This is a genomic window from Clostridium sp. DFI.1.208 (assembly GCF_024463855.1).
Taxonomy (GTDB): Bacteria; Bacillota_I; Bacilli_A; order Erysipelotrichales; family Erysipelotrichaceae; genus Clostridium_AQ.
The window spans coordinates 35,387-60,644 of the sequence record NZ_JANGCA010000017.1 but is presented as its reverse complement, the minus strand read 5'-3'; the positions used below and the strand labels follow the sequence as shown (position 1 = coordinate 60,644).

The 25,258-nt window shown below is 45.4% G+C and carries 26 protein-coding genes and 1 tRNA gene; 16 read left to right on the top strand and 11 right to left on the bottom strand.

Annotated features, from left to right (window positions below; genetic code table 11):
- Positions 1-83 precede the first annotated feature (83 nt).
- Positions 84-2,666 (top strand): cation-translocating P-type ATPase, encoded by a 2,583-nt coding sequence (locus NE665_RS10645; protein WP_117442951.1) that lies wholly within the window; start codon positions 84-86, stop codon positions 2,664-2,666.
- A 602-nt stretch (positions 2,667-3,268) separates the two neighbouring features.
- Positions 3,269-4,591: an HAD hydrolase family protein gene (locus NE665_RS10640; RefSeq protein WP_117442949.1), complete on the top strand. Its 1,323-nt coding sequence runs from the start codon at positions 3,269-3,271 to the stop codon at positions 4,589-4,591.
- Positions 4,592-4,706: 115 nt separating this feature from the next.
- Here the strand turns inward: NE665_RS10640 and NE665_RS10635 are convergent, their stop codons facing one another.
- On the bottom strand, positions 4,707-5,600 hold the full coding sequence (locus tag NE665_RS10635) for a hypothetical protein (protein ID WP_117442948.1): 894 nt from the start codon (positions 5,598-5,600) through the stop codon (positions 4,707-4,709).
- A 1-nt stretch (position 5,601) separates the two neighbouring features.
- Entirely contained in the window at positions 5,602-5,817 is a 216-nt protein-coding gene (locus NE665_RS10630; protein WP_117442947.1) for a helix-turn-helix transcriptional regulator, read from the bottom strand.
- A gap of 159 nt (positions 5,818-5,976) precedes the next feature.
- Here NE665_RS10630 and NE665_RS10625 point away from each other — a divergent pair, with 159 nt between their 5' ends.
- From NE665_RS10625 to NE665_RS10590, 8 genes are all read left to right on the top strand, one after another.
- Positions 5,977-6,894: an ATP-binding cassette domain-containing protein gene (locus NE665_RS10625; RefSeq protein ID WP_117442946.1), complete on the top strand. Its 918-nt coding sequence runs from the start codon at positions 5,977-5,979 to the stop codon at positions 6,892-6,894.
- Positions 6,891-8,111: an ABC transporter permease gene (locus NE665_RS10620; protein ID WP_117442945.1), complete on the top strand. Its 1,221-nt coding sequence runs from the start codon at positions 6,891-6,893 to the stop codon at positions 8,109-8,111. Before NE665_RS10625 ends, NE665_RS10620 begins: the two co-directional genes overlap by 4 nt.
- An 11-nt stretch (positions 8,112-8,122) precedes the next feature.
- Positions 8,123-8,551: a hypothetical protein gene (locus tag NE665_RS10615; protein WP_233104940.1), complete on the top strand. Its 429-nt coding sequence runs from the start codon at positions 8,123-8,125 to the stop codon at positions 8,549-8,551.
- A 243-nt stretch (positions 8,552-8,794) separates the two neighbouring features.
- Positions 8,795-9,499: a GntR family transcriptional regulator gene (locus NE665_RS10610; RefSeq protein WP_117442944.1), complete on the top strand. Its 705-nt coding sequence runs from the start codon at positions 8,795-8,797 to the stop codon at positions 9,497-9,499.
- Between the two features lie 115 nt (positions 9,500-9,614).
- Positions 9,615-10,601: a PhnD/SsuA/transferrin family substrate-binding protein gene (locus NE665_RS10605; RefSeq protein WP_117442943.1), complete on the top strand. Its 987-nt coding sequence runs from the start codon at positions 9,615-9,617 to the stop codon at positions 10,599-10,601.
- Positions 10,602-10,897: 296 nt separating this feature from the next.
- A complete protein-coding gene (gene phnC / locus NE665_RS10600) occupies positions 10,898-11,686 on the top strand; it encodes a phosphonate ABC transporter ATP-binding protein (RefSeq protein ID WP_117442942.1) in 789 nt (262 codons plus the stop codon).
- Positions 11,683-12,471: an ABC transporter permease subunit gene (locus tag NE665_RS10595; protein ID WP_117442941.1), complete on the top strand. Its 789-nt coding sequence runs from the start codon at positions 11,683-11,685 to the stop codon at positions 12,469-12,471. The genes phnC and NE665_RS10595 overlap by 4 nt, the downstream gene beginning before the upstream one ends.
- Positions 12,471-13,328, top strand: coding sequence for an ABC transporter permease subunit (locus NE665_RS10590; protein ID WP_117442940.1), 858 nt, complete (start codon positions 12,471-12,473; stop codon positions 13,326-13,328). Before NE665_RS10595 ends, NE665_RS10590 begins: the two co-directional genes overlap by 1 nt.
- Positions 13,329-13,516: 188 nt before the next feature.
- Here the strand turns inward: NE665_RS10590 and NE665_RS10585 are convergent, their stop codons facing one another.
- The gene (locus NE665_RS10585; protein ID WP_117442939.1) at positions 13,517-13,942 is read right to left on the bottom strand and encodes a hypothetical protein; all 426 of its coding nucleotides are present in this window, start codon (positions 13,940-13,942) and stop codon (positions 13,517-13,519) included.
- A 187-nt stretch (positions 13,943-14,129) separates the two neighbouring features.
- Here NE665_RS10585 and NE665_RS10580 point away from each other — a divergent pair, with 187 nt between their 5' ends.
- Positions 14,130-14,525, top strand: coding sequence for a helix-turn-helix domain-containing protein (locus NE665_RS10580; protein WP_117442938.1), 396 nt, complete (start codon positions 14,130-14,132; stop codon positions 14,523-14,525).
- A gap of 92 nt (positions 14,526-14,617) precedes the next feature.
- On the opposite strand, the gene NE665_RS10575 is transcribed toward NE665_RS10580, so the two are convergent.
- The 3 genes from NE665_RS10575 to NE665_RS10565 form a co-directional block, all read right to left on the bottom strand.
- A complete protein-coding gene (locus NE665_RS10575) occupies positions 14,618-15,349 on the bottom strand; it encodes a hypothetical protein (RefSeq protein WP_117442937.1) in 732 nt (243 codons plus the stop codon).
- Positions 15,333-16,091, bottom strand: coding sequence for an ABC transporter ATP-binding protein (locus NE665_RS10570; protein ID WP_117442936.1), 759 nt, complete (start codon positions 16,089-16,091; stop codon positions 15,333-15,335). Before NE665_RS10570 ends, NE665_RS10575 begins: the two co-directional genes overlap by 17 nt.
- 109 nt (positions 16,092-16,200) lie before the next feature.
- Entirely contained in the window at positions 16,201-17,079 is an 879-nt protein-coding gene (locus tag NE665_RS10565; protein ID WP_256302539.1) for a DUF368 domain-containing protein, read from the bottom strand.
- A gap of 160 nt (positions 17,080-17,239) precedes the next feature.
- Here NE665_RS10565 and NE665_RS10560 point away from each other — a divergent pair, with 160 nt between their 5' ends.
- Positions 17,240-17,827, top strand: coding sequence for an N-acetylmuramoyl-L-alanine amidase (locus NE665_RS10560; protein ID WP_117442934.1), 588 nt, complete (start codon positions 17,240-17,242; stop codon positions 17,825-17,827).
- Positions 17,828-18,009: 182 nt separating this feature from the next.
- Positions 18,010-20,043 carry an ATP-dependent helicase gene (locus tag NE665_RS10555; RefSeq protein ID WP_117442933.1) on the top strand — a complete coding sequence of 678 codons (2,034 nt, stop codon included), beginning with the start codon at positions 18,010-18,012 and terminating at the stop codon, positions 20,041-20,043.
- Between the two features lie 206 nt (positions 20,044-20,249).
- On the opposite strand, the gene NE665_RS10550 is transcribed toward NE665_RS10555, so the two are convergent.
- Both NE665_RS10550 and NE665_RS10545 read right to left on the bottom strand, forming a co-directional pair.
- Positions 20,250-20,325, bottom strand: a tRNA-Asn gene (locus tag NE665_RS10550).
- 135 nt (positions 20,326-20,460) lie between these two features.
- Positions 20,461-20,712: a kinase to dihydroxyacetone kinase gene (locus tag NE665_RS10545; protein ID WP_117442932.1), complete on the bottom strand. Its 252-nt coding sequence runs from the start codon at positions 20,710-20,712 to the stop codon at positions 20,461-20,463.
- 205 nt (positions 20,713-20,917) lie between these two features.
- On the opposite strand from NE665_RS10545, the gene NE665_RS10540 reads away from it, so the two are divergent.
- From NE665_RS10540 to NE665_RS10530, 3 genes are read left to right on the top strand one after another with little or no spacing between them, the layout of a single operon-like run.
- Complete coding sequence (locus NE665_RS10540) at positions 20,918-21,493, top strand: hypothetical protein (RefSeq protein WP_117442931.1); 576 nt, start codon at positions 20,918-20,920, stop codon at positions 21,491-21,493.
- A gap of 12 nt (positions 21,494-21,505) precedes the next feature.
- Entirely contained in the window at positions 21,506-22,075 is a 570-nt protein-coding gene (locus tag NE665_RS10535) for a hypothetical protein (protein ID WP_117442930.1), read from the top strand.
- A 10-nt stretch (positions 22,076-22,085) separates the two neighbouring features.
- Entirely contained in the window at positions 22,086-22,301 is a 216-nt protein-coding gene (locus NE665_RS10530; protein ID WP_009269461.1) for a helix-turn-helix transcriptional regulator, read from the top strand.
- Positions 22,302-22,401: 100 nt separating this feature from the next.
- Here the strand turns inward: NE665_RS10530 and NE665_RS10525 are convergent, their stop codons facing one another.
- From NE665_RS10525 to NE665_RS10515, 3 genes are all read right to left on the bottom strand, one after another.
- Entirely contained in the window at positions 22,402-23,166 is a 765-nt protein-coding gene (locus NE665_RS10525; protein WP_233104585.1) for a type II CAAX endopeptidase family protein, read from the bottom strand.
- Between the two features lie 47 nt (positions 23,167-23,213).
- Positions 23,214-24,416, bottom strand: coding sequence for a class I SAM-dependent rRNA methyltransferase (locus tag NE665_RS10520; RefSeq protein ID WP_117442929.1), 1,203 nt, complete (start codon positions 24,414-24,416; stop codon positions 23,214-23,216).
- A 474-nt stretch (positions 24,417-24,890) separates the two neighbouring features.
- A complete protein-coding gene (locus NE665_RS10515) occupies positions 24,891-25,244 on the bottom strand; it encodes a hypothetical protein (protein ID WP_117442928.1) in 354 nt (117 codons plus the stop codon).
- Between the last annotated feature and the right edge of the window lie 14 nt (positions 25,245-25,258).

Below are 25,258 nucleotides of genomic sequence, written 5' to 3'. Positions count from 1 at the left end.
AGTCTCGTTTTTATTTTGAAAAAATGTCAAGACTATAGAAAAGAATCATAAACAGGAAAGTAGAGGTCTTGAGATTGAAACAGATGTATGAGAAAGACGTCGCCCAGGTAATGGAAGAGCTGGGGGCAGTAGAAACAGGTCTGCGCAGCGAGGAAGTCGCAGAGCGTCAAAACACCTATGGAAGAAATGAGCTGGAGGAAGTAAAGCCGGTGCATCCGTTTATCGTCTTCCTTTCTCAGTTTAAGGACCTGCTGGTTATCATACTGATTGCCGCAGCTATCATTTCCATGGTCAGCGGAGAATTGGAAAGCACGATTGTTATTCTGGCAGTCATTACCATGAATGCCATATTGGGGACGGTACAGAGCATCAAGGCACAGAAATCACTGGATGCCTTAAAGCAGCTCTCTACACCACATAGCCGCGTCCTGCGAGATGGTACCCTGATGGAGGTTTCCAGTCAGGAATTGACAGTGGGAGATATCCTGTTTCTGGAAGCCGGAGATGTTGTAGGAGCAGATGGGCGTATCATTGAAAATCATTCTCTGCAGGTCAATGAAAGTGCACTGACCGGTGAGGTTGAGAGTGTGCATAAGGCAGTTGATACCATATCAGGGGAATGCGGTCTTGGAGATCAGAAAAACATGGTATTCTCCAGTGGACTGGTAACCTATGGACGTGCCCGTGTCGTTGTCACAGCAGTTGGCATGAAGTCGGAAATCGGTAAAATTGCAACATTGATGAATACAGCGCAGGATCGTAAGACACCGCTGCAGAAGACACTGGATGATTTCAGTAAAAAGCTGAGCATTGCAATTATCGCTATCTGCATTCTTGTATTCGCTTTAAATGTATGGCAGGGAAATGCAATCATGGATGCATTGATGTTTGCTGTAGCGCTGGCTGTTGCCGCAATCCCGGAAGCACTGGCGAGCATAGTGACCATCGTGCTTGCGATGGGAACGAGCCAGATGGCAAAGGAAAATGCAATTATCAAGAACATCAATTCTGTAGAAAGTCTGGGCTGTGTGTCTGTTATCTGTTCCGATAAGACAGGAACCTTAACACAGAATAAGATGACAGCGCAGCAGGTGTATCGAAATCATGAGCTGCTGCATGCCAGCAATTTAAAGGAAGCCTCACCGCTGGATCGTCTGCTGCTGCTGGGCTTTGCGTTATGCTGTGATGCTACGACTAACGAGGAGCAGCGGATCGGTGACCCTACTGAGCTTGCTTTGGTTGATTTGCTGGAGCTGTATCGTATCGATGAATTGAAAACAAGAGAAAAATATCCCCGTATCGATGAGAACCCGTTTGATTCCGAACGGAAGCTGATGTCAACCCTTCATGTGATCGATGGAGAAAACAGACTGATGCTGAAGGGAGCCTGTGATGAAATTCTGAAAAAGGCGACACATATGCAGACAGAACAGGGAATCCGTGAAATCACAGAGGAGGATCGTGAACGTATCCTCAACATGAATCATACCTTTGCGGATAACGGTCTTCGTGTGCTGGGCTTTGCGACACGCATCGTTGACAAGGATCACATCGAGGTGGAGGATGAGGCGCAGCTGGTATTCCTCGGTCTGATTTCTCTAATGGATCCGCCGCGCGAGGAAAGCAAAGCAGCTGTGGAAAACTGTCAGCGTGCCGGCATCATCCCGGTGATGATTACCGGCGATCACAAGGTAACTGCCCGCAGTATTGCCAAGGCACTTGGCATCTATAAAAACGGGGATCAGTGTGTGGATGGTACGGAGCTGAATGCCATGAGTGAAGAAGAGCTGATGAATCGTCTGGAGCATATCCGTGTCTATGCCCGTGTTGCTCCGGAGCATAAGATTCGTATCGTCAACGCATGGCAGAAAAAAGGAAAGATTGCAGCAATGACCGGAGACGGCGTCAATGATGCTCCAGCTTTAAAACAAGCAGATATCGGTATCGCTATGGGAATCACCGGTACCGAGGTCAGCAAGGATGCCGCCAGCATGATCTTGACGGATGATAACTTTGCGACCATCGTCAAGGCTGTTGCGACCGGTAGAAACATTTATGCCAATATCAAGAATGCAATTATTTATCTGCTGTCCGGTAACTTATCCGGAATTATCTGTGTCCTGGCAGCTTCGCTGTTATCCCTGCAGGTGCCGTTTTTGCCTGTGCATCTGCTGTTTATCAATCTGGTCACAGACTCCCTGCCTGCTATCGCCATTGGTATGGAGCGAAGCACCAAGGATATTCTGAAAGAAAAACCACGTGATCCATCCGTTGGTATTCTGACACCGGCAACGATGAAGCAGCTGGGAATTCAGGGAATTTTGATTGCTATCGTTACGATGAGTGCATATTTTCTGGGCTTGAAGGAAAGCTGGGCAATCGCTACGACAATGGCTTTCTCAACACTGTGCCTGTCCAGATTGTTCCATGGCTTTAACTGCCGTTCTCAGCGTTCTCTGTATCGCATCGGACTGTTTACGAATAAATACTCCATTCTGGCCTTTGTAATCGGCTTCTGCTTCCTGAATGCGATTCTGCTGTGGCAGCCGCTGCACTCCTTATTCTCGGTAACGACGATAACCATGATGCAGCTGTTTACGATTTATGCTCTTGCCCTGATACCAACAGCGCTTATTCAGCTTGGCAGAATGCTGAGACACCGCTAATTATAAATATGTGTTTGAAGCTCTAAGGCAGTGGCCGTGTGGTCACTGTCTTTTCATGAGACCTGTTTCATAGCACAGAATGAAAAGGAGCGCAGCTGTTTTACGCAAAGCTGGAATTTATAAATATATCCAACGTTTAATCATGTATTCCGAATGCAGTTCCCTGTAATACATAGGCAATGCCAGCGTACAAAAGGAGTGCTTGGAAGCTGGGCATAGAAGCTATGCTGATAGCAATCTCTGGGAAAATGGCAGGTTCGGATACCCTGAGACGTATCTGGAGAGACCGATGGGAAGCCGGCATTTTTATATTTGCCAAATGCAGACATGGCAGTCTGAAAAGGGCTATGTGAGAAAAGCTGTCGTGTCCTTCACGCTTTTGTGCAGTGAGCCTTCCTGCGCAAAGCATGAGATTGTTCTTTATAAAGCGTGGTGGAGCTGCCAGCATAGGACAGGTTGCTCTCCATGAGACATGTTCTAAGAATTGCGTTCTCCTCGATAAAGGGGAACAGCTCTACAATATGTTTTCTGTTCCCTTTGCTGTCTGCTATTTACATTTGTAAAAACGGCGCTATAATTATAACCATTGGAGGAATGGTATCATGCCTAGAATTGGTAAACGAATCCTGAAATCATCACTGGCAGTATTTTTATGCTTTCTTATTTATCTGCTGCGAAATGAAGAGGGGGTAGTATTTTATTCCTGCATTGCGGCTGTGTTATGCATGCAGCAGGATACATCCAATACACAGCGTGTAGCGGCCAACCGTGTTGTCGGAACCCTGATTGGCGGCTTTTGCGGAATGCTCGTGCTGCTGTTTGAAAAGCATATCCTGCCGGGGAATACGCAGCTTATGCAATATGCTCTCATATCCTTTATGATCATCCCGGTAATCTATATTACTGTGCTGCTGAAGAAAACCTCAGCCTCGTATATCTCCTGCGTGGTGTTCATGAGTGTTACCGTATCGCACGCTGCGGATGTGAATCCCTACCTGTTTGCGATTAACCGTATGATCGATACCCTGATTGGTATTGCGGTTGCCTATGGTATCAACTGCATCCATCTTCCGGTGCATTTGCAGAAGGAGACGCTGTATGTATCTACACTGGATCACACGCTGCTGCAGGAAAATGAACAGCTTTCTCCCTATACGAAGGTGAAGCTGCGTCAGCTGCTGGAGCAGGGGGCTGCCATCACTCTGGCGACGTCCCGCACCCCGGCAACGCTGCTGCCGATCCTGGAGGGTATTCCATTGACGCTTCCGGTTGCTGTCATGAACGGAGCTGCTTTGTATGATTGCCGTACGCAGACCTATTCCCACAGTCGCTGCATGAAAAAGGAACAGGTGGCACACCTGCTGCAGCTGTTGGACGAGGAAGGAATGAATTGCTTCCAGCATGTCATCCTGCATCATATCCTGCATGTGTATTACAGTGATTTCCGCAATCCTTTGGAGGAGGAATATTATCATGAAATGCGCAAATTGCCTTATAAGAGCTACGTGTATGAACATAAAGCACAGGCACATGCCTGTGTATGTATAACGATCATGGATACTACACCGCGTATCCGGCAGCTGTATTCGCGGCTCCAGCGACAAGATGATGCGGCTGATCTACAACTTCATATCCGCACCAGTGAGGAGCATCAAGGATATAAGGTATTGGATATTTACAGTGTGAGTGCCACAAAGCTCGCAGCTGTTCGCACCATACAGAAGGAGGGAGGCTATAAACGACTCTGCGTGTTTGCCTGCCATCAAAGGGATGCTGCACTGATCAGCAGTGCAGATGAAGCGTATACCGTATCTCAGGAAGATGCGGATAGTCAACCGGTCTTTCGCGTGCTGGGAAGCAGGGAAAAGGACAGTGTGATACGTGAGATAGAGCGAAGCTATCACGGTCATCGAAAAAAGAAATAAAAAAACAGAAATGCCAATGCTGTTTTACATATCCCAAGCAGGGATATGCATAAAGCACAATAGTTTTCTGTTTTTTTTCTGTGATGGGGTTATCGTCATATCTGTGAATGACATGCTAGTACAGATTATTTTCAAGCTCTACACAGAAGCGGTATGCATTTTCTGGAAACAGCAGAATGTCACGACCGTCATGGCAGTGAATACAAACCTTATCCTTTGCATACCCGACGTTGAAGGTATCCTGCTGCTTGACGCTTTCAATCTCATCATAGCGCAGAAATCCGCCCCTTCCATTCCACAGCGATTTATGATAGATCAATCCGCTTTCATTCAGAATATATGCATTGTGCGGTGTATAAAAACCATAATAGCAGATCATAAACAGAATCAAGAGTGTCCCTGCGACGATGCAAATTTGAAACAGCGCGTCAAAGGAAATCGGCAATATGGATATGATGATAATTGCAATAATGATAAAATTAACGATCTGCTTGCGGGAACGAAAATGGATTTCCCCCTGGTATATCTCCTGTTCCATGGCCTGCCTGCCCTTTTGATAGACCCTGTTTGCCCCCAGATAAAATAAAATGAAATACAAGGGCCATAAAACTGTCGTAATGCGGAAAAAGAGTGCGTCTGCGTCAAACAGCAACCCGCATACATGCAGGGCGTTCATGAGCAGCGAGGGGGTGAAGCCAAGTGCCGGAATGACGAGGATTTCAAAATTAACATCTATGCCGATTACCTGCTGGTAACAGGAGCGCAGCAGATAATAATAGGTGATAGCTCCAAGCAGACTCATTGCGAGGCTCATATAATTGAAGGTGCTTTCCTTCTGATAAAGCTCTTTATAGCCGTAAACGATCATAAATACCATAAATGCGAGGATTACGGATTTTGCCAGCTCCATATACAAATCCTTCAGGGTATCCATCTGCCGTTCATCCAGCGGGGCCTTTCCTTTGGTTTTCGCATAACGGATGATGTCGCGAAGCAGTGAAGTCTTCATCCTATAATTCCTCCTTGTCATAGTCATCCTCCCAGAACAGATCATCCAGATGCTTATGCAGTGCAATGCAGATTTTGATGCACAGCTTAATGGATGGATTGTAGCGTCCTGCCTCAATCAGTCCGATGGTCTGCCGTGTTGCGCCCACCTTGCTGGCAAGCTCCTCCTGGGACATATTCAGCTCCATGCGTGCCATTTTGATTTTTAGATTTTTCATAGCTGCACTCACCTGTTCCTTCTTCTACGTATATTATTATAGGAAAATCAAGATAGAAAATCAAGGAGATATGAAAAATATATTTTACAAATGCAAAATATATATTGCATTGAATGGGAATCTGTACTATAATGCAAATAGATTAAGGAGGGAAACAGTATGGAACTGCAAGTGCATGATCTGCATAAGAGCTTTGATGGAAGAGAAGTCCTGCATGGAATATCCTTTTCCATTTCCAGCGGTAAGGCGTTGGGACTGCTGGGACGTAACGGTGCCGGTAAATCTACGACGATCCGTATTCTGATGGATGTGTTCAAGGCAGATCAGGGAAATATGAGCATGAACGGCAAAACCTTTCATGCAAAGGATTACAATATCGGCTATCTGCCGGAGGAGCGTGGTCTGTATCCGAAGAAAAAGGTATCCGAGCAGCTGATTTATCTGGCAACACTGCGCGGCATGTCGCACGGGGAGGCAAAGGCCAATCTGAAGAAGTGGCTGAAGCGCCTTGGTATCGAGGAATATGAAAACCGTATTCTGGATACCTTAAGCAAGGGGAATCAACAGAAGGTACAGCTGGCACAGACACTCATGTGCGATCCGGATATCGTGATTCTGGATGAGCCGTTTTCCGGGTTGGACCCGGTCAACTCCCAGACGCTGAAGGAAGTCGTACAGGAACAGATTCAGGATGGAAAGCTTGTTATTTTCTCCTCTCATCAGATGAATTATGTGGAGGAATTCTGCGAGGACATCGTTATTCTGCATCATGGAGATGTGGTGCTGCAGGGGAATCTGAAGCAGATCAAAAAGGAATACGGAAGAAATCGTATCGTGATTCGTGCATTGTATCCCGAAAAGCAGGAGCTTTTGGAGCTGCTGGAAACACAGTGTCAGGAGCTGCTGCATATTTATGAGGAAGTCGAAAACGGCTTTATCATCGAGCTACAGCCGCATGTGAATAAGCGGGACGTGTTGATGAAGCTGCTGGAGCTGGAGGTTGACCTTGAGGCATTCCAGCTGTATGAGGCATCCCTAACGGATATATTTGTTTCAAAGGCAGGTGATGAGGAATGAGAGAATTCTTACTGGTTCTGAAATTTGAACTACAGACGATGATACGCAAAAAATCATTTCTGATATCAACCGTGCTGGTGGCTGCTGCGGCTTTCGTCCTGCTGTCCATACCGCGTGTTTTCTCGGATGATAAGAAAACGGATGATCCGGCATCAGAAAAGGATAAAACAATGCTGATTTATGATGGAAGCGGAATTTTGAAAAACCGGGAGCTGGCAGAAAAGAATTTTCCGGAATTTCGGATTTCCTATGCCAACTCCTTATCCGAGGTAGAGGAAAAGGTGAAAAAAAGTGAGGCAGATGCCGGCTTTGAGGTGAAAACGCCAACCAGCTTCCAATATTATGTGAACAATTCCTCTTTGAATGATGCGAATTCTTCACGCTTCGCAACGCTGCTTCAGCAGCAGTATCAGGCAAGTGAGCTGGCAAAGCTGAAGTATGATGCAGGTAAGGTACAGGCGATTTACCAGACAGAGATATCCTCGGATACGACGGTATTGGGAACGGATGGTATGAATAATTATTTCTATACCTATGTGCTGATTCTGGTGCTGTACATGATGATTTTGATTTACGGCAATCAGATCGGTGTCGGCGTGGCCAGTGAAAAAAGCAATCGTGCGATTGAAATACTGACAACGAGCTGTTCGCCGAATGCTTTGATTTTCGGAAAGGTCATTGCGGGCGCGATTGCCGGTGTCATACAGACAGCCATTATGCTTGGCTCCTTCCTGATCGCCTATCAGCTGAATGCGGATGTATGGGATCATATGCTAGATAAATTTTTGGATATTCCCGGACTGGTGCTGATTACCTTTGCCCTGTTTGGAATTCTGGGATATCTGCTGTTCAGCTTCCTGTTCGGTGCCATCGGAGCCCTGTGCTCCAAGGTGGAGGAGGTCAACGGTGCCACCATGCCAATCCAGCTGCTGATCATCGCAGTCTTCATCATCAGCTTTATCACCCTGCAGAATCCGGATACACTGCTTGCCAAAATCATGTGCTATGTGCCGTTCTCTTCCTGGATGTGCATGTTTATCAATGTGGCAATGGGAAGTGTATCCACAATGGAAATCGTAATATCTCTGGCTCTGCTTGCGGCTACTACGATTGCAATGGGCTTGCTCGGAGCTCGATTGTACCGCAGGGGTACACTGTCCTACGGCAATTCCGTGAAGCTTAAAAATATCATAAAAATGGCAAAGCAAAAAGATTAGAGGCGATGTACTTGGAATATATCATGTATGCCTTTGTGGCAATGGTGCTTTTGATGCTGCTATGGGCATTGCGCTTATTGTACCGTATGCATCAGGAAGAAACAGTGTATGCTGTTTATAAGAAATCAAATTATATGTTCTGTGCCGCCTTTCTAATACTTGGCAGTTTAAATCTATTCAATGAGAAGCGGCTGCTGTATGCGATCATTATGATGGCACTTGGTATTCTGTATGGAATGAGAAGAAGCGGTATCACACAGGATCACCTGTATGTAGAGGGAAGAAGAATTCCTTTGCAGCCGGGGAAGCTCATCACGCAGAAGGAACAGGATGGGTATCTGCAGCTGTATTATGAGCTGGGAATTCATTCCGGTACACTGATTTTTTCAATCGATAAAAAAGAACAGATTGACCAGATTCTGAAAAATCAGGGATATTGAGCAGCGCTGTGCTGTGGCTATAAGAATGAGGCTTTTCTTTCTACGATATAGAAAGAGTGCCTCTTTTTTTCTGCCTGTATAATCAAAGCATAGCGCAGATATTCCGGTTTGATATAGGAAGTGAGAAGTCTGTGGTTCACCACGCAAAGCATTTTGTTTTTCTTCTGTTTGTATCGGGTTAAGATTTTGTAAAACGATGCTGTTTTCAATGATGCCATGATAAACTATCAGGGAGGTGAAGTTATGATGACAAGCTGGGAACCGGTGGTGGATTACCTTCTAGAGAACATGCAGAAGCAGACATATAAAAAGGATGAGCGTCTTCCAAGCGAGCATGAGCTGGCACAGCGTTTTGATCTGACAAGGATAGAAGTACGAAAGGCCTATGACCGATTGAAGGAAATGGGCTATGTATACTCCCAGCAGGGCAAGGGCAATTACTATGCGGGATATCTGGAAAAGGTGGAGCTTGTACTGTCCTCCACAGACAGCTTTTCCATGAAGATGAGTCCATTGGCAGGCCGTTTTTCTACACGCCTGGTAAGCTGCGAGCGCATTGCCTGGCACAAGGATATTCATGAGCGCCTATCGGTGGCGCAGAAAGAGCCTGTTCTCTGTGTGAAGCGGCTTAGATATCTGGATCATATGCCTGCGGCAATGCATATTTCCTATGTGCGGGAACATAGCTTTCCCAACATCAGGGAATGTCTTCAGAAAAATCCGAGCTTGTATGCATATTTCCAAGGCAGAGGCATTCAGGATATCGCCGCGGAGGATACGCAGCTAACCATTTCCACACTGAATACAGAGGAGCGCCTCTACATGAAGGTCAGCGGAATCGTCCCCTGTCTCATGCTGAAGGGCGTAAGCAGAGATCGTAAAACAAATGAAATATTGGAGCTTTCGACCATTATCTATCGGGGAGATAAGTTCATTTTCCGCCTTTGATTGTTTGAAATATAACAATTTGTTTACCCGGCATTCACAAATTCCCTGCCAAAAAGCTTTATCATATGCATGTGCTGAGAAAGCATGAACAATGATAAAAGGAGAAGAATCAGTGATGAAAAAGATGGTGAATCTATGCATGGCAGCGCTCTTATCCTGCAGTATGCTGGCTGGCTGCAGCTCTGGAAAGGATAACAGCGGTAGCGGGGAGAAAAAGGATATTACAATCGCCTTTTTGCCGAATGAGGATGAAAATGCAGAACGCAGCAGTGAGGCTTTCCATATGCTGAAGGAAGAGGTACAGGTGGCTCTGGGTGATAGCTACAATGTGAAAATCGCAAAGCTGGACAATTACAATGCAGTTATGGAGGCAATGGTATCTGGGACTGCACAGATTGCATGGGAGAGCGGCGCAACATTTGCGGCTTCCTATATGAAGGATGATAAGATTCAGCCGATACTGTCCTATGGACCCAACGGTGATCCGGAAAAGAGCGGTTATAATGCCTATATTGCGACGAATAAAAAGCATGCGGCTGATTTTCAGGGAATGAGTCGGGATGAAAAGCTGAAGTCACTGAAGGGAAAATCCTTCGGATTTGTATCTCCGACCTCTACCTCCGGATGTCTGGTACCGACAACGGCGTTCTGGAAGCTGTTTGGACCGGATGGTGATAAAACCGTGACCAAAAAGGAACAGATCAATATTAAAAATGAGGCCGAGGGAGGTATTTTCTCTGAGGTACAAAACGGAGGAGATCATCAGGGTGCAGTGCAGCTGCTGGTAAATGACAAGGTATATGCAGGGGCTTTCTGCTGTACGTATGGCGACAGCTTCAAGGAGCAGCTGGAAATACTGGATACGACCTTCGTTCCAAACGGACCGCTCTGGGTAAATACCGCGGCACTGAATGAAGAGGAAATCAGTAAGCTGACGGATCACTTTGTGAACCTGACAGCGGATAACGCAAAAAACAAGGATTTCTTCGATCAGGAAAAGGGCTTCTTCTTTGAGGCAGAGGAGGATCCTGCGACCTTCAAATTCTTCAAAACCGACATTTCCCGCTATCAGTTTATTCTGGATATGTATCAGGATCAGTAGGCGTATACAAAAGGTATGCGGCTTACGGGAATACGAAATCAAATTGAAAAAAGGGAATCCAATGCTCTTGTATACAACGATAGCGGCTGGATTCTCTTTTTCATAGACACTCGCAGCTGTTTAACGCCGTGCTTAACAGACGGGGCGATCCATACAACCGGCAATGTCAGAAAGCAAACCGGTGCCTTTCTTCGTTAAAGAAAGGATTACGAAGGCTTAACAGCCACTTAACACACACCGGTTAAACCCAGAGTACAATAACCATGTGGTATAAAAAAGAAAAGGTGGTATTGTGAATGAGTGATATATTACGTGTTCAAAACGTTTCAAAGACATATGAAGACAATGCGGTTCAGGCCCTGCGTCATGCCAGCTTTGAAGTGCATGAGGGAGAGCTGATTTCGATCATTGGACCAAGCGGTTCAGGGAAAAGTACATTGCTGCGCTGTATCAATCGGATGATCGATGTGAGTGAGGGCAGTATTCAGTTTCTCAATTATGAGGTAACGAGTGCAAATAAACGGCAGATCAAGGATATCCGCCGTAATATCGGTATGATATTTCAGCATTACAATCTGGTGTATCGTTTGAATGTTCTGGAGAATGTACTTCATGGAAGACTTGGCTATTATCCGACATGGAAAAGTACGCTGGGGATGTATTCGCAAAAGGATATCGAACAGGCCGCAAAGCTTTTGGAAATGCTGGGGCTGGGAGATAAGCTGTATGATAAATGCTGTGATCTTTCCGGTGGACAGAAGCAGCGTGTCGGAATTGCACGGGCTTTGATTCAGAATCCGAAAATTATGCTATGCGATGAACCAATCGCTTCTTTGGACCCGCAGTCCAGCAAGGTGATTATGGAGCATTTAAAGGCGATTACCACAAGCATGCGAATTCCCTGCATTGTGAATCTGCATCAGGTGGATGTTGCGCTGCACTATTCGGACCGCATTATCGGTATGCATCAGGGTAGCATCGTTTTCAATGGAAAACCGCAGGAGCTGGGAAGTGATGTAATTGAAAAGATTTACGGCGTCCCTATGAAGGAGCTGATTAGTAAGGTGGAGGAGGTGAAGGCATGAGCTATTTTACGAAAAAAAGATGGTCTCTGGGCGTATATGCTGCTGTTATCATTATTCTGCTGGCACTGTGTACCTGGCGTCTGGAAATTGACTGGGGTCTCATTCTTTCAAACTTTCAGGTATCCGTTGTGCGCTTTACAAAAACGTATCTTCCGATGGACTTTTCACAGCTGCGTGAACAGCTGTATCAGCTTTGGATCACCATCGTGATATCCATTGCCGGAGCGTTTGTCGGCATGCTTCTTGCCTTCTTCTCCTCGCTGGCCATCTCCAGCAAAACCTCCCGCTATCGGGTGCTGAAATATATGGTTCGCGCTCTTGCGTCCTTGACCAGAAATATTCCGGAGGCTGTCTGGGCGGTTCTGTTGCTTCCACTGCTGTGGTACGGTGATTTTCTCGGCTTCCTCGTCTTATGCATTATCTCCTATGGCTTTTTGACCCGCTCCTTTGCGGATTCCATTGACGAAACAAATGCCAGCTGCATCAAGGCTCTGGAGGCAACCGGTGCTGGCTACTGGCAGATTGTCGTACATGCTGTTATTCCGGAAACCATGCCATCTCTGATTTCCTGGACACTGTATGCGGCGGAAAACAATATCCGAAGTGCTACGGTAGTCGGCATGCTTGCCGGGGGCGGGATTGGGTATCTGATGAGTATTTATCAGGGAGGACTGTATATCGGCTATACGGGGTATCAGCTGATGGCATCCTGCATTCTGCTGATTATTATCACGGTGATTATCACGGATCAAATATCTGCACAGATTAGAAAGAGGATTATCTAATGGAAACATATACACTGACCTCCCCTGGGGCACCGGCACTGAAAAAAAAGAAAAAGGGGCGCTATATCCTGCGCAGAAAGGATACCTCACGCCTGTTGTCCTGGAGTGTGGTGCTTGTCTTTGCGTTTGTCTTTCTCTATTTTGTCCTGCTCATCTGCCCCTATCGATGGGATCAGGTACGGCCACAGCTGCTTGCTACGTATCTAAGCAGCTTTCTGGACTTCACTGCCGTTACACAAAAAACGGCGATGGAGGTATTCACCAGTCTGATCAATACAATAGCCCTTGCCTTTGTCACGACGATTATCGGGGCATGTATCGGACTCCTGCTGGGACTTTTGGCAGCCCGTAATCTTTCGCATCCATGGATTTGCAGTACGGTACGCGGCTTTGCAGGGCTGATTCGTGCCGTACCGACAATTATCTGGGTGCTGATCTTTATATCCGGCTTCGGATTAACCGCTACCACTGCCATTGTAGGGATGAGCTTTCACAGTGTTGCCTATTTCATCAAATCGTATTCCGAAGCCTTTGAGGAGGTTGATCCGGGTGCGATGGAGGCGATGAAGGCAAGTGGAGGAAGCTGGTGGCAGATCGTATGGAGTGCTGTCATCCCGGTATCCTTTACAAAGCTTTTATCCTGGATTGCCATGCGCAGTGAAATGAATTTCGCAGCTGCGGTAATCATCGGTCCTGCGGTTGGTGTTCCGGGGACGATTGGCTCCATTTTGAATTCCTATCAAAGAAGCGGCGGCTATGGTACCGTGGGGCTGTGTGTACTGGCAATCTTTACGACAGCGCTGCTGTTTGAAATCATCATCACCCTGTATAAGCAGAAAAGTATCGTAAACGACTAGAAGCCGATGCGTTTTGCCGAAGCAGGCTTAGATAAAGAAATAAAGCAGCATATGTGAGAAAAAAAGAAGCTCTTTTGCTGCAGCTTGCAACGCAGCTGAAAGCTTCTGATTTCAGAAAATCATGGCAGCACGCGCCGATCGCATGGTGGACACTACCATGCTTTTTGTGTTTCGGTCCGTGCACAGAGTCAGTCCTGCACAGCCTGCGGATGCTTTTTGATCCAGCGGCGATGGGAGGTGTTTCGTTTGACCTCCAGAAATTTCTCTCCGGGAAAATGCAGTGGATTCTCTTTTGTTTTGGCATAGATTTCCAGAATATCCTCTGCATCCTCACGCAGGTATTCCAAATTCATCGAACCATATAGGCGTGCAGGGATTACATACAGGGGAAGCTGGATTTTGTTCTTGTCTGTCATTTGCTGTGCATAATACATCGTATGCGGACAGAGCATTGCAATATCAAATTCCTCCTGATGCTTTTCAAGAAATACAAGGGGCATGAAGGCAACCGATATTTCATCCTCCCAGCCCTTCTCCTGTATTGCTTTTTTAACTTGTACAGAGATAACGCTGGAAGACATGCCCCCACCGCAACAGATAACCATTCGTAACATAAGCTCCTCCTTCGTGTCGCTATTTAGCGACATCATTGTATCACAGGAATAGCAAAAAGGAAAGCGGATTCAGGAAACATATACAATCCCATGGAATTATCGTATAATAGGAAAAGAGTGTGACAAGACAGGAAATCAAAGTAGAAACAAGCAGAACGGATATTCTGTACGATCAGGGAGGGAATGTATGATCAATCTGGATGAGGTGCTGACATTTACAGAGGCAGCGGATAAATGGGGATTGGCGGATGGAAAAACCATTCGTAAGGCAGTCGAGCGCGGACGGTTTGAGCCGCATGAAATTAAAAAGAGCGGGAATGTCTGGCTGACAACCTATGAGGCCATGCAGCGAGTGTTCGGCTGTCCGAGAACCTCTCCCTCTGTCTTGTATTATACGGAGCTTTACGAGAATACAAGAGAGCGTTTGGAGCGTTTCTTTGAAGACGCAGGGAATACCCTGCAAAGAGGGGATATGATTTCCATCGTGGAAAGCAGGGAGCATCCCGAGCGGATATTCTGTATTTTGAAAACAGAAGAGGAGCTGGAGGGCTTGAAGCGGCGATTGAAATATTTTATGAAGTAGTAATGCTGATATGCGAGAAGAAAGGAAGGTCTGCAAGTGAGCCTTCCTCTTTTTGAATCAGCTTTGATATGATCTGGGCACACAGCAAGGGATCATCCGAATTTTCGCTTCATCAATATGCGTACCTGCACGCTTGCATAAACTGCGGCATAAAGCAGCATCTGCAAGGTGTATAGGCCTGTTTCCCTCATGGGCAGCTGTGTCCATTTTGCGCTTTGGATACTGATATCGGAAACCGGTGGAAATACACAGGCAAATATTTTGGGCAGCTGCATATCCTGCAGCAGCGCAGAAAACGTCATAGCGGCTATGATGAGCATACAGGCAAGGGGCAGTGCCAGCTTCTGGTTGGAAACAATGCGCGGGTGCAGAAGTGAAATCATCATACCACCGCATAGGCCGGCACTGACATGCAGGGCAAAATACCCAATCAGCATATCCGCATGGATGGGATACAGTGTAAAGGATGGCCCATTGACCAGATAAAACAGACAGGGAATAAGGAGAATGAAGAAGCTGATAAACAAATCGCACAGGAAAAAGAAGAACAGGCGGCTGCCGTAATACAGCAGTGCATTTCCCCTGCATTGCAGAATCAAAATCTGTTCCTCCAGCGCCTCCTGCTTCTGCAGCACATGCACGCTCCAGCCCACGATGGCGAAGGACAGCATGATGGTTGCCGCAAAGCTGCTGTAGGGATTGATTCCATTCTCATTATAAAAGATGCCGCAGAAGACAACGGTAACCACCAGCGGCATAACCAGTCTGGTTGAGGTCAGGGTTCTGCGTATGTAGTAACGGTTGAGCTCAAAGATTGTTTTCATGATGAAGCTCCTCCAGATGCCAGCCCTGCATCAGATACTGCTGAATACAGGCATCGCTTTCCTCTTTTGCACAGACAAGCTTCTTTTCCTCCTGCTGTCTGCTGAAATGCACATATACCTGTTCCATGACAGGCAGTGAAGCGATCGGCCGCAATACACCATCCTGCAGCTCATATACGATATCCGCAGCCTCCTTAATCAGGCGCTGCTCATGCACGGCCATAAGGATGCATACGTCTTTTTCCTTCAGCTCCTCCATCAGCTCGATGAAGACCCTTTGGGAGGCGGCATCCTGTCCGTTAAGCGGCTCATCCATCAACAGAATATCAGGTGTCTGCAGCAGTGCCTGTATCACTGCCACCTTTTGCAGGCTTCCCTTTGACAGATACTGCATCGGAGTTTTCAACAGGTCATCCATAAAAAATTTATGCGTATATTCCCAAATGACAGCTCGTGCTGTATCTGCATCCATTCCCTGTATGGCACCCATATGCATCAGAAAATCACGGGCATTCATGCGGGTCGTGAAAAAATGATCCGGTATATATTGCAAAACAGCATTATGAAGCTGCAGCTCTCCGCTGTCGATTCGTAAAAAGCCTGCCACAGCATTCAAAAGGGTGCTTTTTCCGCAGCCGTTGTGCCCGCAGATTGCAATGCATTTTCCCGGTATCAGCGGAAGCGAAACATCCTGTAAAACCACATTGCTTCCAAAGGATTTACGAATATGTGTTATCTCCATCGTATCACTCTTTTCCATATACTGTTATGATAGCACAAACGATAGGACTTGTCTGAAAAATACCGTGGCAATATAAAAAAAAGAACAGCAGCAGCTGTCCTGTAGAAGCTTATTTCTCACTGAAATCCTTCATTTTCTGAAGTCCGAAGATGATGGCACCGCCGATGATGAACCAGAGAATTTCAAAGGTTTCAAGGCTGAGGGGAGCCTGTGGAGTTTCCAGTGTCTGCGGTCCCATGATAATTGCATAGAAGGAGCCGAGCATCATTCCGATAATCAGAAAGACCATGATACTGCGGTGCTTTTCCAGCGCAAACTTAATCAGCCGCACAACGGTAATCACGCCGGTTATGATTCCCAACCCGAAGACAAACAAAATCGGCACATAGGAGAAATCAAATCCCATCAAGGCTTTGATTGCAGAGATAATCGGAACATACAGCCCAAAAATCAGCAGCAGTGTGGAACCGCTGATCCCCGGCAGAACCATTGCGGAAATCGCAAACATCGCAGAAATAAAGACGTAGACGATTAAACCGATATCCAGCTTTGCCAGATTGACACTGGAGCCGCTGCCTGCGACCGGATTGAAATAGGTGATCAATGCAACGACGGCGATACCGACAAAAAGCGCTATAATGCTTGGTACATTGAGCCTCATGTTTTCCTTTTCTTCCCGTATCACGATTGGAATCGCAAATAGAATAAATCCCATAAACAGAGAGGATATGGCATAAATCTGTGTATGAAAGATGCTGGCGAGCACAGATACCGCCATAAGGAAGCCGACGATCCAGCCGATTCCCAGCTTCAGCAGAAAGATGACTGCCTCTTTTTTCTGCTGCATATTCCCGCTCATCAGCGCATCCAGTGAACCGATGAATTTATCATAAAAGCCGAGCAGAAATGCAATCGTTCCTCCGGAAACCCCGGGAACACTATCTGCCAGCGCCATACAGAAGCCTCGAATAAAGTTTAATACCACGATGAAGTACCTTCCTTTCGTATCAAGGTTTATTATACTGTATATTTTGTAAAAGCCAACCGCTTTTTTATTAAATTTTCCTAAACAAAAGAAGGAAAAATACTTACCTGTGAGGAACCCTGTACGCTTTTTTACATAGTATGTCCAAAAAGGAGGTAGTTTCATGGCGGTAAGAATCTATGTGGATCAGGGACATAACCCGGGGAACATCAATGCGGGGGCAAGCGGTAACGGGGTTGTGGAATCGGAGGTCACCTATTGGGTGGGAATCTATCTGGCAGGCTTTCTCTATGCAGATCAGCGCTTTGAGGTAAAGGTATCCAGACCGTTTCCGGATACGGTGCTTGGCTATGATCAGGCGAGCAGTCTGCGTGCAAGAGTAGATGAGGCAAATGCATGGCCGGCGGATTATTTTGTCAGTATCCATGTCAACTCTAATCCAAATCCTGCAATCAACGGCTCGGAGGTGTATGTATACCGGGAGAATTCCACAGCATACAATCTGGGAGTGGATGTTTTGGAATCTATAGTCGATCTGGTAGGTACACGCTACAATCAAGTACGGACCAATCCATCCCTCTATGTATTGCGACGGACAAACATGCCGGCAATTCTGGTGGAGCTGGCGTATCTTTCCAATCTGCAGGATGCCGAAAAGCTGCTGAATGACCAGTACCTGTTCGCGTTCTCCATCTATATCGGAATACTGAATTATCTGGGCTATTCCTACGATCCCTTTCCCAGACGCTGAGTGAGGGATTGGAAAAAAGCGTGGATTTCCCTTGCATAAAACAGGGGTTTCTGCTCACTTTGAAGTGTAAGAGGTTACAAGGTAATAAATGGAAATAAAGTAGGAAAAAGTTTTAAAAAGGTTAGTATTTGGGGAGAATTTAAGGTATAATTATGAATCGTTGAGAAGTGAGTGGTGAATGTATGGATATGAATGAATTACTGAAGGAATATAACGTAGAACTGGATGAAAAAAAGCAGGAGCTGTGTTGTGAACTGCAGCATCCTCTTCTGATCAATGGAAAAACAGGGAGTGGTAAAACATTCCTTTTATTAGCCCGTAATGCGTATCTGATGAAGGCTAAAGAGGTTGAGCCGTCGGCTATTTTGAATATTGTGCATGATCCTGCCATCGCCAAGAGAATGGCGAAGGATTACCGCTATATATACTGTGATGATGAACGAATGCCTTCCTTTGTGGATATGCACAGCTTCGCTTATCGAATTATCCGCTTTCATGATAAAACGATACAGCGGGAATCCTGTAAGGCATATCGAGATATGGAGAAGGTGGTTCGCCGTCTGATCAAGGATATGTTTGCATTGGAGCTAAGCGGTGTGCAGCTGCGCCGTTTGATGCGGCAGATCAGCACCTGCCGTACGATGATGATGAGTGAGCGCGAAATTTCCTCTATCAGCGTTGAGGGGATTGATTTTCCGGCTTTTTTAAAGGCATATGATAAGTTTAAGAGTGAGCGCAATATTTATGATCAGGATGATATTCTGTGTGAATGCGCCCGTATTCTAATGAGTACACCGGCTGTTTTGCAGACCTTTGCCTCCCGGTATCAGTATGTGCATATCGATGATGCACAGGAGCTGTCCTTCGTTGCTCATGTCATCATTAAGCTGTTGTTTTCATCGGATTGTCAGATGATGATGCTGGCAGATCGCGATCAGTGTCTGGATTATGATAAGGCGGCGTATCCACAGGCACTGGATAGCTTTGCGGAAGCATATGCGCAGGCGCGCATAGAGCAGCTGGAGGGAAACTGGCGCAATAATCAGACCATCAACGCTCTGGCAAACGAATTTTTCTATAAGGATGAAGCAGCGATGAGCTGCAGCAGTGAGGAAACCTGTGAGGTGAAATTCAAGGGCTTTGCACAGCTGGAGCGGATGTATGAGTATGCGATGCGCATGGTGGTAGAGGATGAAAGTGACATTGCCTTCCTGTATCGTGACGGCGCAATGGCAATGCCTCTTGTGGAGCTATTCATGCAGCATCAGGTACCGTTTCACCTGCATGGAAGCGTAAAAAAGTTTTTGCAGGAGCCGGTTGTCAAGGATCTTTGTAATATCATTGAGCTTTTGATCGATCCAAAGGATATGCGTGCCTTTTATGAGGTATATGAGAAGCTTGGCTTTGATATTTCAAAAAAGGTATTGCTGGAGGTTGCACAGCGTCTGCGGGATGATGAGCATGTGGATGTCTATCAGGCGATGATGGAAAGTAGCTATCGTGCTGCCGGAAAGAAAAAGCTGGCTGCTTCCATGGAAAATATCCGAACCGCATCCACACTGGAAACACACACGATGATCACCTTTATTCTGGATAAGCTGGGCTATCGCGCGCGTTTGCTGAAGGCGAATATCCTGATGAACGATTCCAATCTGCTTGCTTTGCGTGTTATTGCTGAGCGCTACAGCGATCCGGCACAGTTTCTGAATCGTCTGCGGGAAATGGGGGAATTCCTGTGTGAGCCAATCAGCCGTATCCAAATTCGCAGTGTAGCATCTGCCAGAGGTCTGGAATTCAGCCGTGTTGCGCTGCTGGATTGTCTGGGATCGACCTTTCCAAAAGCCGGTCTGCAGGAGGAAGAGCTTCAACTGGAACGCCGTTTGTTTTTTACAGGTATCACCAGAGCAAAGCATCAGCTGGAGTTTTTTACAAGCAAGCGCTGTGATGTAACTCGTCTGGAAATATCTCCATTCATATATGAGCTGCATGCTCCAAAGGAAGAAGAAACAAAGGTGGCGGCACAGCGGCCTGCTGCACAGCCGAAAAAGCTACGGGAGGGCGGCTTACGACGCGGTATGCGAATTACCCATGCCACGCTTGGAGAAGGCCGCATTATGAAAATCAGTGAAGGTATGATGCAGGTACAGTTTCAGACGGAAAGCAAAACACTGAATATCCGTCACTGTATCATGAATGAGCTGATTGATCTGGTATAGAGGAAGCAATGCTAGAAGCTAACATAGGGAAGTCTTGCGTCGATGACAGCAGCAAGGCTTCCTTTTTCTGTGCAGTGACCTTATGGATACATTTACAGAAACCTTTAGCTTCTATACGTTTGCTGTTATAAAAGGACGTCAAAACGAACGTCAATGCTTTACCTGAAATATAAAAAACCCCGCGTTTGCGGGGTTACCTGTTATCATGGCGCCTTAAACAGGACTTGAACCTGTGACCTGCCGGTTAACAGCCGGATGCTCTACCAACTGAGCTATTAAGGCGTTTCTTAAATGCTTAATTATAATACCATAGCTATGCTGCTTTTGCAAGATATAAAATCAAATTTCATGCAATTAACGTCATAAATAAGAAAAGGAAACCGAAAAAAATAGCTCGGTTTCCAGAAACAGGAAGTCTTAGCCCTTTTTGCCTCTGGACTGACGATCCATATCCTCGATAACAATATCATAAATTTCGCCAAGGGTAGCACAGTATTCCAAAACTTTCCAGGGTGTATTCGTATGAAAATGTAGTTTGATAAGCTCAGCATCGCCGACAGCAAGCAGGCAATCTCCTTGAAAATTCTCCATGAAATAATCGTGAATGGCATCCTCACATAAATCAGTACCCTCAATTAAAAGCTGTGTATCATAACGGTATTCCAGCATATGCCAATCTCCTTTCTAAGCATGATGCTATTATATCATAATGCAACGCATAGGGGATAGGGCTTTTATCGTGTTTCGGAAGCAGCAGGATTCTTTGTATAAAGCTTTAGTTCATGATTAAAATATAATAATTAATGATAAACGATAAAAATATATTGAAAAATATAAAAACTATGCTAGAATGTAAGTAGATGGAGGTGTTCCTATGAAACTGAAACAACCTGTAAACTGGAAGCATACGACGTTTCTCTGGATACTGAGATTCACGCTATGTGGTGTGGCTGTATCCATTGTTTTTCAATGCCTGAAGATAATTGAAATCTTTCAAATGCCGGAACAAAGCCTGCAGTTTATTCCATGGGAGGTCAACAATGTTGTAACGCTTGCCCGGCTATTGGCAGAAAGCGGACTCTTCACCAGTCGGTTTTATGCCGTATTTGACTCCCTGCTTGCAATTACAAATGCCAGCATATACGCTCTTTTGCTTTTGTGGGGCATACAGGCAGTAAAGGAAGCCGCAAAGACAACACCGTTTTTAACAGACATATTGAAGAAATTAAAAATCAGTATACTGCTGCTGGCAGGCTTTCATTTCCTTCTCGTCTTTCTGGAATTTCTTCTGGCTCTGATATTCCAGCCGCCCATTGATTGGATTAGCTTACTTTTCGATGTTGTTCGTAATCTTTTTGAGAGCCTGATTATGCTGGGAGCATTATGGTGTCTGATACATGTCTGGATGCATGGGGCAGCTTTGCAGCATGAGCTTGATGAAACAATATAAGGAGGCAGGACTATGAGAAAAAATAAGAATAGACTTATGAAGGGATTGCTGTACGGTCTTGTCGTATGCGGAGTCATCGTCATTAGCTTAAGACTGTATTCGATGTATACGATCTGCATATCTCCGGATTCCTTTTTCGAGCCTAATCTGCCGCGGGAGGATCTTATTCTTGTTACTGGAAAAAGCTTGTCCAATGTGCTTATGAGCGTGGAGCTCACCTCAGATAAAGCCGCCGCCTTGATCGAGGCTACGATCGGTTTATTTGCTGAGATTATACAAATCGTTATTTTAATTCTTGCCCTACACATCTTCCAGAGAAGCGCTATTCATCGACCTTTTCAGGCGGATATGATAAACTGGTTACAGGTCTTCGCTATTCTCTACTGTATCCTTCCTATTGTACAGAGTCTGTTTATCATCTGCGTTCTGGGGTTGAATCAGGTAAATTTATATCCAAGGCTCATACTGTTTCAAATTCTTGAAATCAGTCTACAGGTGTTACCGGGGTTAGCGATTATCGGTATTGCAAAGGTGTTCCGGTATGGGTATAGCTTGCAAAATGAAGTGGATCAGATTCTCTAGGAGGTGAATTATGGCAATCATATTAAGACTCGATCGTGTCATGGCAGATCGTAAAATATCGTTGAATGAGCTGGCAGATCAGGTAGGAATCTCCAATGTTAATCTTTCAAATTTGAAGCGGGGAAAGGTAAAAGCCATCCGGTTTTCAACCCTCGATAAAATATGTGAGGTACTGGATTGCCAGCCAAGTGATATTCTGGAATATCAGCGAACAGAGGAGCAATAAATACAGATATGAAAAAGGAAGCCCATTATGTCACCTTCCTCGGCGTCTGCGGATGTATGTAATGCACAGATGCCGAACATGATAATGTGGACTTCCTTTTTTAGTATTTCGTACCCGGTGAATGCAACTGCTTACTTTTATCATAAGCGAGCAACAGCAGCACCATGCACACCTCAAACAGTGTCATAAGGATATATGGAACTTCATTACCTGCATGATCCGCAGGATTGATGGCAAACAGGTGAAGGCAGAGATTCCATGAGAAATGATACATCATAGAGGATAAAAGATTTCCATCACTCCACTGAAGTAGATACTCATATACAAAGCTTTCTGCTATACAGCCGATAAAGAAGCAAAGCAGAGGGACTTCTATGCCATTCTGATAGAAATAATGATAATGCCAGAGAAACCAGATGATACCGGTAATGACAGGGACATACCATTCCTTTTCCAAATGCTCTTTCAAATAAGGGCGCAGATATCCGCGCCATCCGATTTCTTCTGCAAAAAAAGCCCATACAATGACAATGAACTGCAGGTCATAATTCAGAAAATGTCCGGATGAAGAAGTACCTGTGCATAGCCTTGCGAGCAGCATGGGGGCAAGGGAAAACACACAGGGGAATAGGAGTGCGGTGCCGGATTTCCCGCCTGTAAAATTCTTCTTAAAAAAACTTAGGAGCTGTCTGTTCTTCGCTAGAACAAGAAGAGCGGCGATACTGGGGGAGGCTGCTTCCAGCCCGTAGAACAGAAGCTGTAATACAGGATGCACGCTAGTTCGCTGACACAATACAAAAAAGAAGGGCATGAGAAAAGTCAGTAAGAGAAACATGCATATATCGTTTGTTTTCGTCTTCATCATCACGCAGTCCTTCCTGTTTAAATAATTGCGAATATCCAACGGTAATTTTATACGATTTGGAAAATATAAAACTTCAGATACGAGGTTTCTTCCATTGTCCACAGAATAGGATGGTCATGATTCTGCTGTGTAACGGATACCTGCTTCAGGGTTACTCCTGCTTCCTGTGCGGATTCACGCAGCATCTTTTCAAAATTATCTATTTCCATAAAACGGGAACAGCTGCAGGTAATGAGATAGCCGCCTCTTCCCAACAGCTTCATAGCCTGCTTGTTAATGCGTTTATAGCCGCTGTAGGCGTGGTCAATCGTTCTTCTGGATTTTGTGAAGGCAGGTGGATCCAGCACAATGATGTCGAACTGTCCTTCTTTACACGTATCCAGGTATTTGAACACATCCGCTTTCACAAAAGAAATCCTGTTTTCGAGATGATTCAGCGTTGCATTGGCATATGCCTGATCCAATGCAGTCTGCGATACATCGACAGCGACAACCTGACTGGCATTTCCATACGCTGCATTCAATGCAAAGCCACCCGTATGCGAGAAGCAATCCATTACACGTTTTCCATGTGCCATTTCACGAAGCAGAACACGGTTAGCTTTCTGATCTAGAAAATATCCGGTCTTCTGCCCGTTTTCAACATCCACATGAAGCTTCAAGCCATTTTCATCAATGATGGTTGTGGTTGGCAGCTGCATCTGCTTCCAGTATCCCTTTTCCAGTGGCAGACCTTCCTTGGCACGCACCTTGATATCATTGCGCTCGTAAATTCCTTTTACATCCTGTCCGTCTTCTCTTAACACCTCAAGCAGCACCTCATACAGCATATCCTTTCGCTGTTCCAGTCCATAGGAACTGATCTGTGATACCAGAATATCATTATAGCGATCCACTGTAAGCCCGGGAAGCTGATCTGCCTCTCCGAAAATAAGACGGCAGTTGGTAATGTTTTTGCTTTCCAGCGTTTTGCGAAACGCATATGCAAATCGGATTCTTTCTTTGAAAAATGCTCTGTCAAATGTATCTGTTGTATCCTTTGACAGGATTCTCACCGTGATATGACTGTTTCTGGACAGAAAGCCGGTTCCAAGATAGCGATCCTTGGTCGTTACGATATCAACAAGTGCACCGTTCTCTATATTTTCGTCAAGCTTGACAACGTTGTTTTTATACATCCACATTTGTTCGTTGTCCAGCCACTTTTCTCCTTCTTCACTGATTATGACCCTAGGAAAATTTCTATTCATATATGCCTCCATTCTCTCGCTTCACACGAGCTTTTCATGAAACTGCGCTTCCATATACACGTTATAATATTCTTAAAGAAGAAGTATATGACGAGCATGTGGAGGTGCGTAATGTTCACTGTTCCTTTGTTGAACCCATATGTATATGTGGGCAGTCGCCTGTCCATGCAAGGCGTTTATTGCCCTTGTGGATGTACTGCCAATGAATACTCTTGTTATTTCATCCGATATACATGCGAGCATTGGTACGCCGGTACCTCACGAGTTTAATCCCCTGTATTATATCATACATTTCGCTTCGTCTAAATGCTTACCGGCAGGTATGATAGCGCTCTTATGCATAGGAAGGCGGCAAGACATCACAATATTTATAGCATACGGAAATAGCGGTTTTGCTTGCTTTTCTTCAACTACGCCATTGCGTGCTGTGGAAAGGGGAGGTAAAGGCTAAGCGATATAAGAAAAGAGAATTTACTACTCATGTTGCTTATTGATAAACCCCTGTCTGATATAATGATCCCTTTTCTGTTTACTGCAATATACATAATAGCTGCTTATAATGAAAACCATCTGTGCAAGGGTTGTGACAATACCGATGCCTAGAATGCTGGAGGAATGAAAAACACTGCATAGGATACTACCAATCACAAGCAGCAGCACATACATCATATAATCTTTTAAGACGATTTTTCTTTTTATGAGCAGATAGTAGATGAGACCTATGATAAACAAATCAAAGAGACCGAATACAGCTTTTAAATCATACAGCAGCATGTACAGTTGTATACATATTAAAACTACAGCACCTATAAATTTCTGATTTTTCATACAGCTCCCTCACG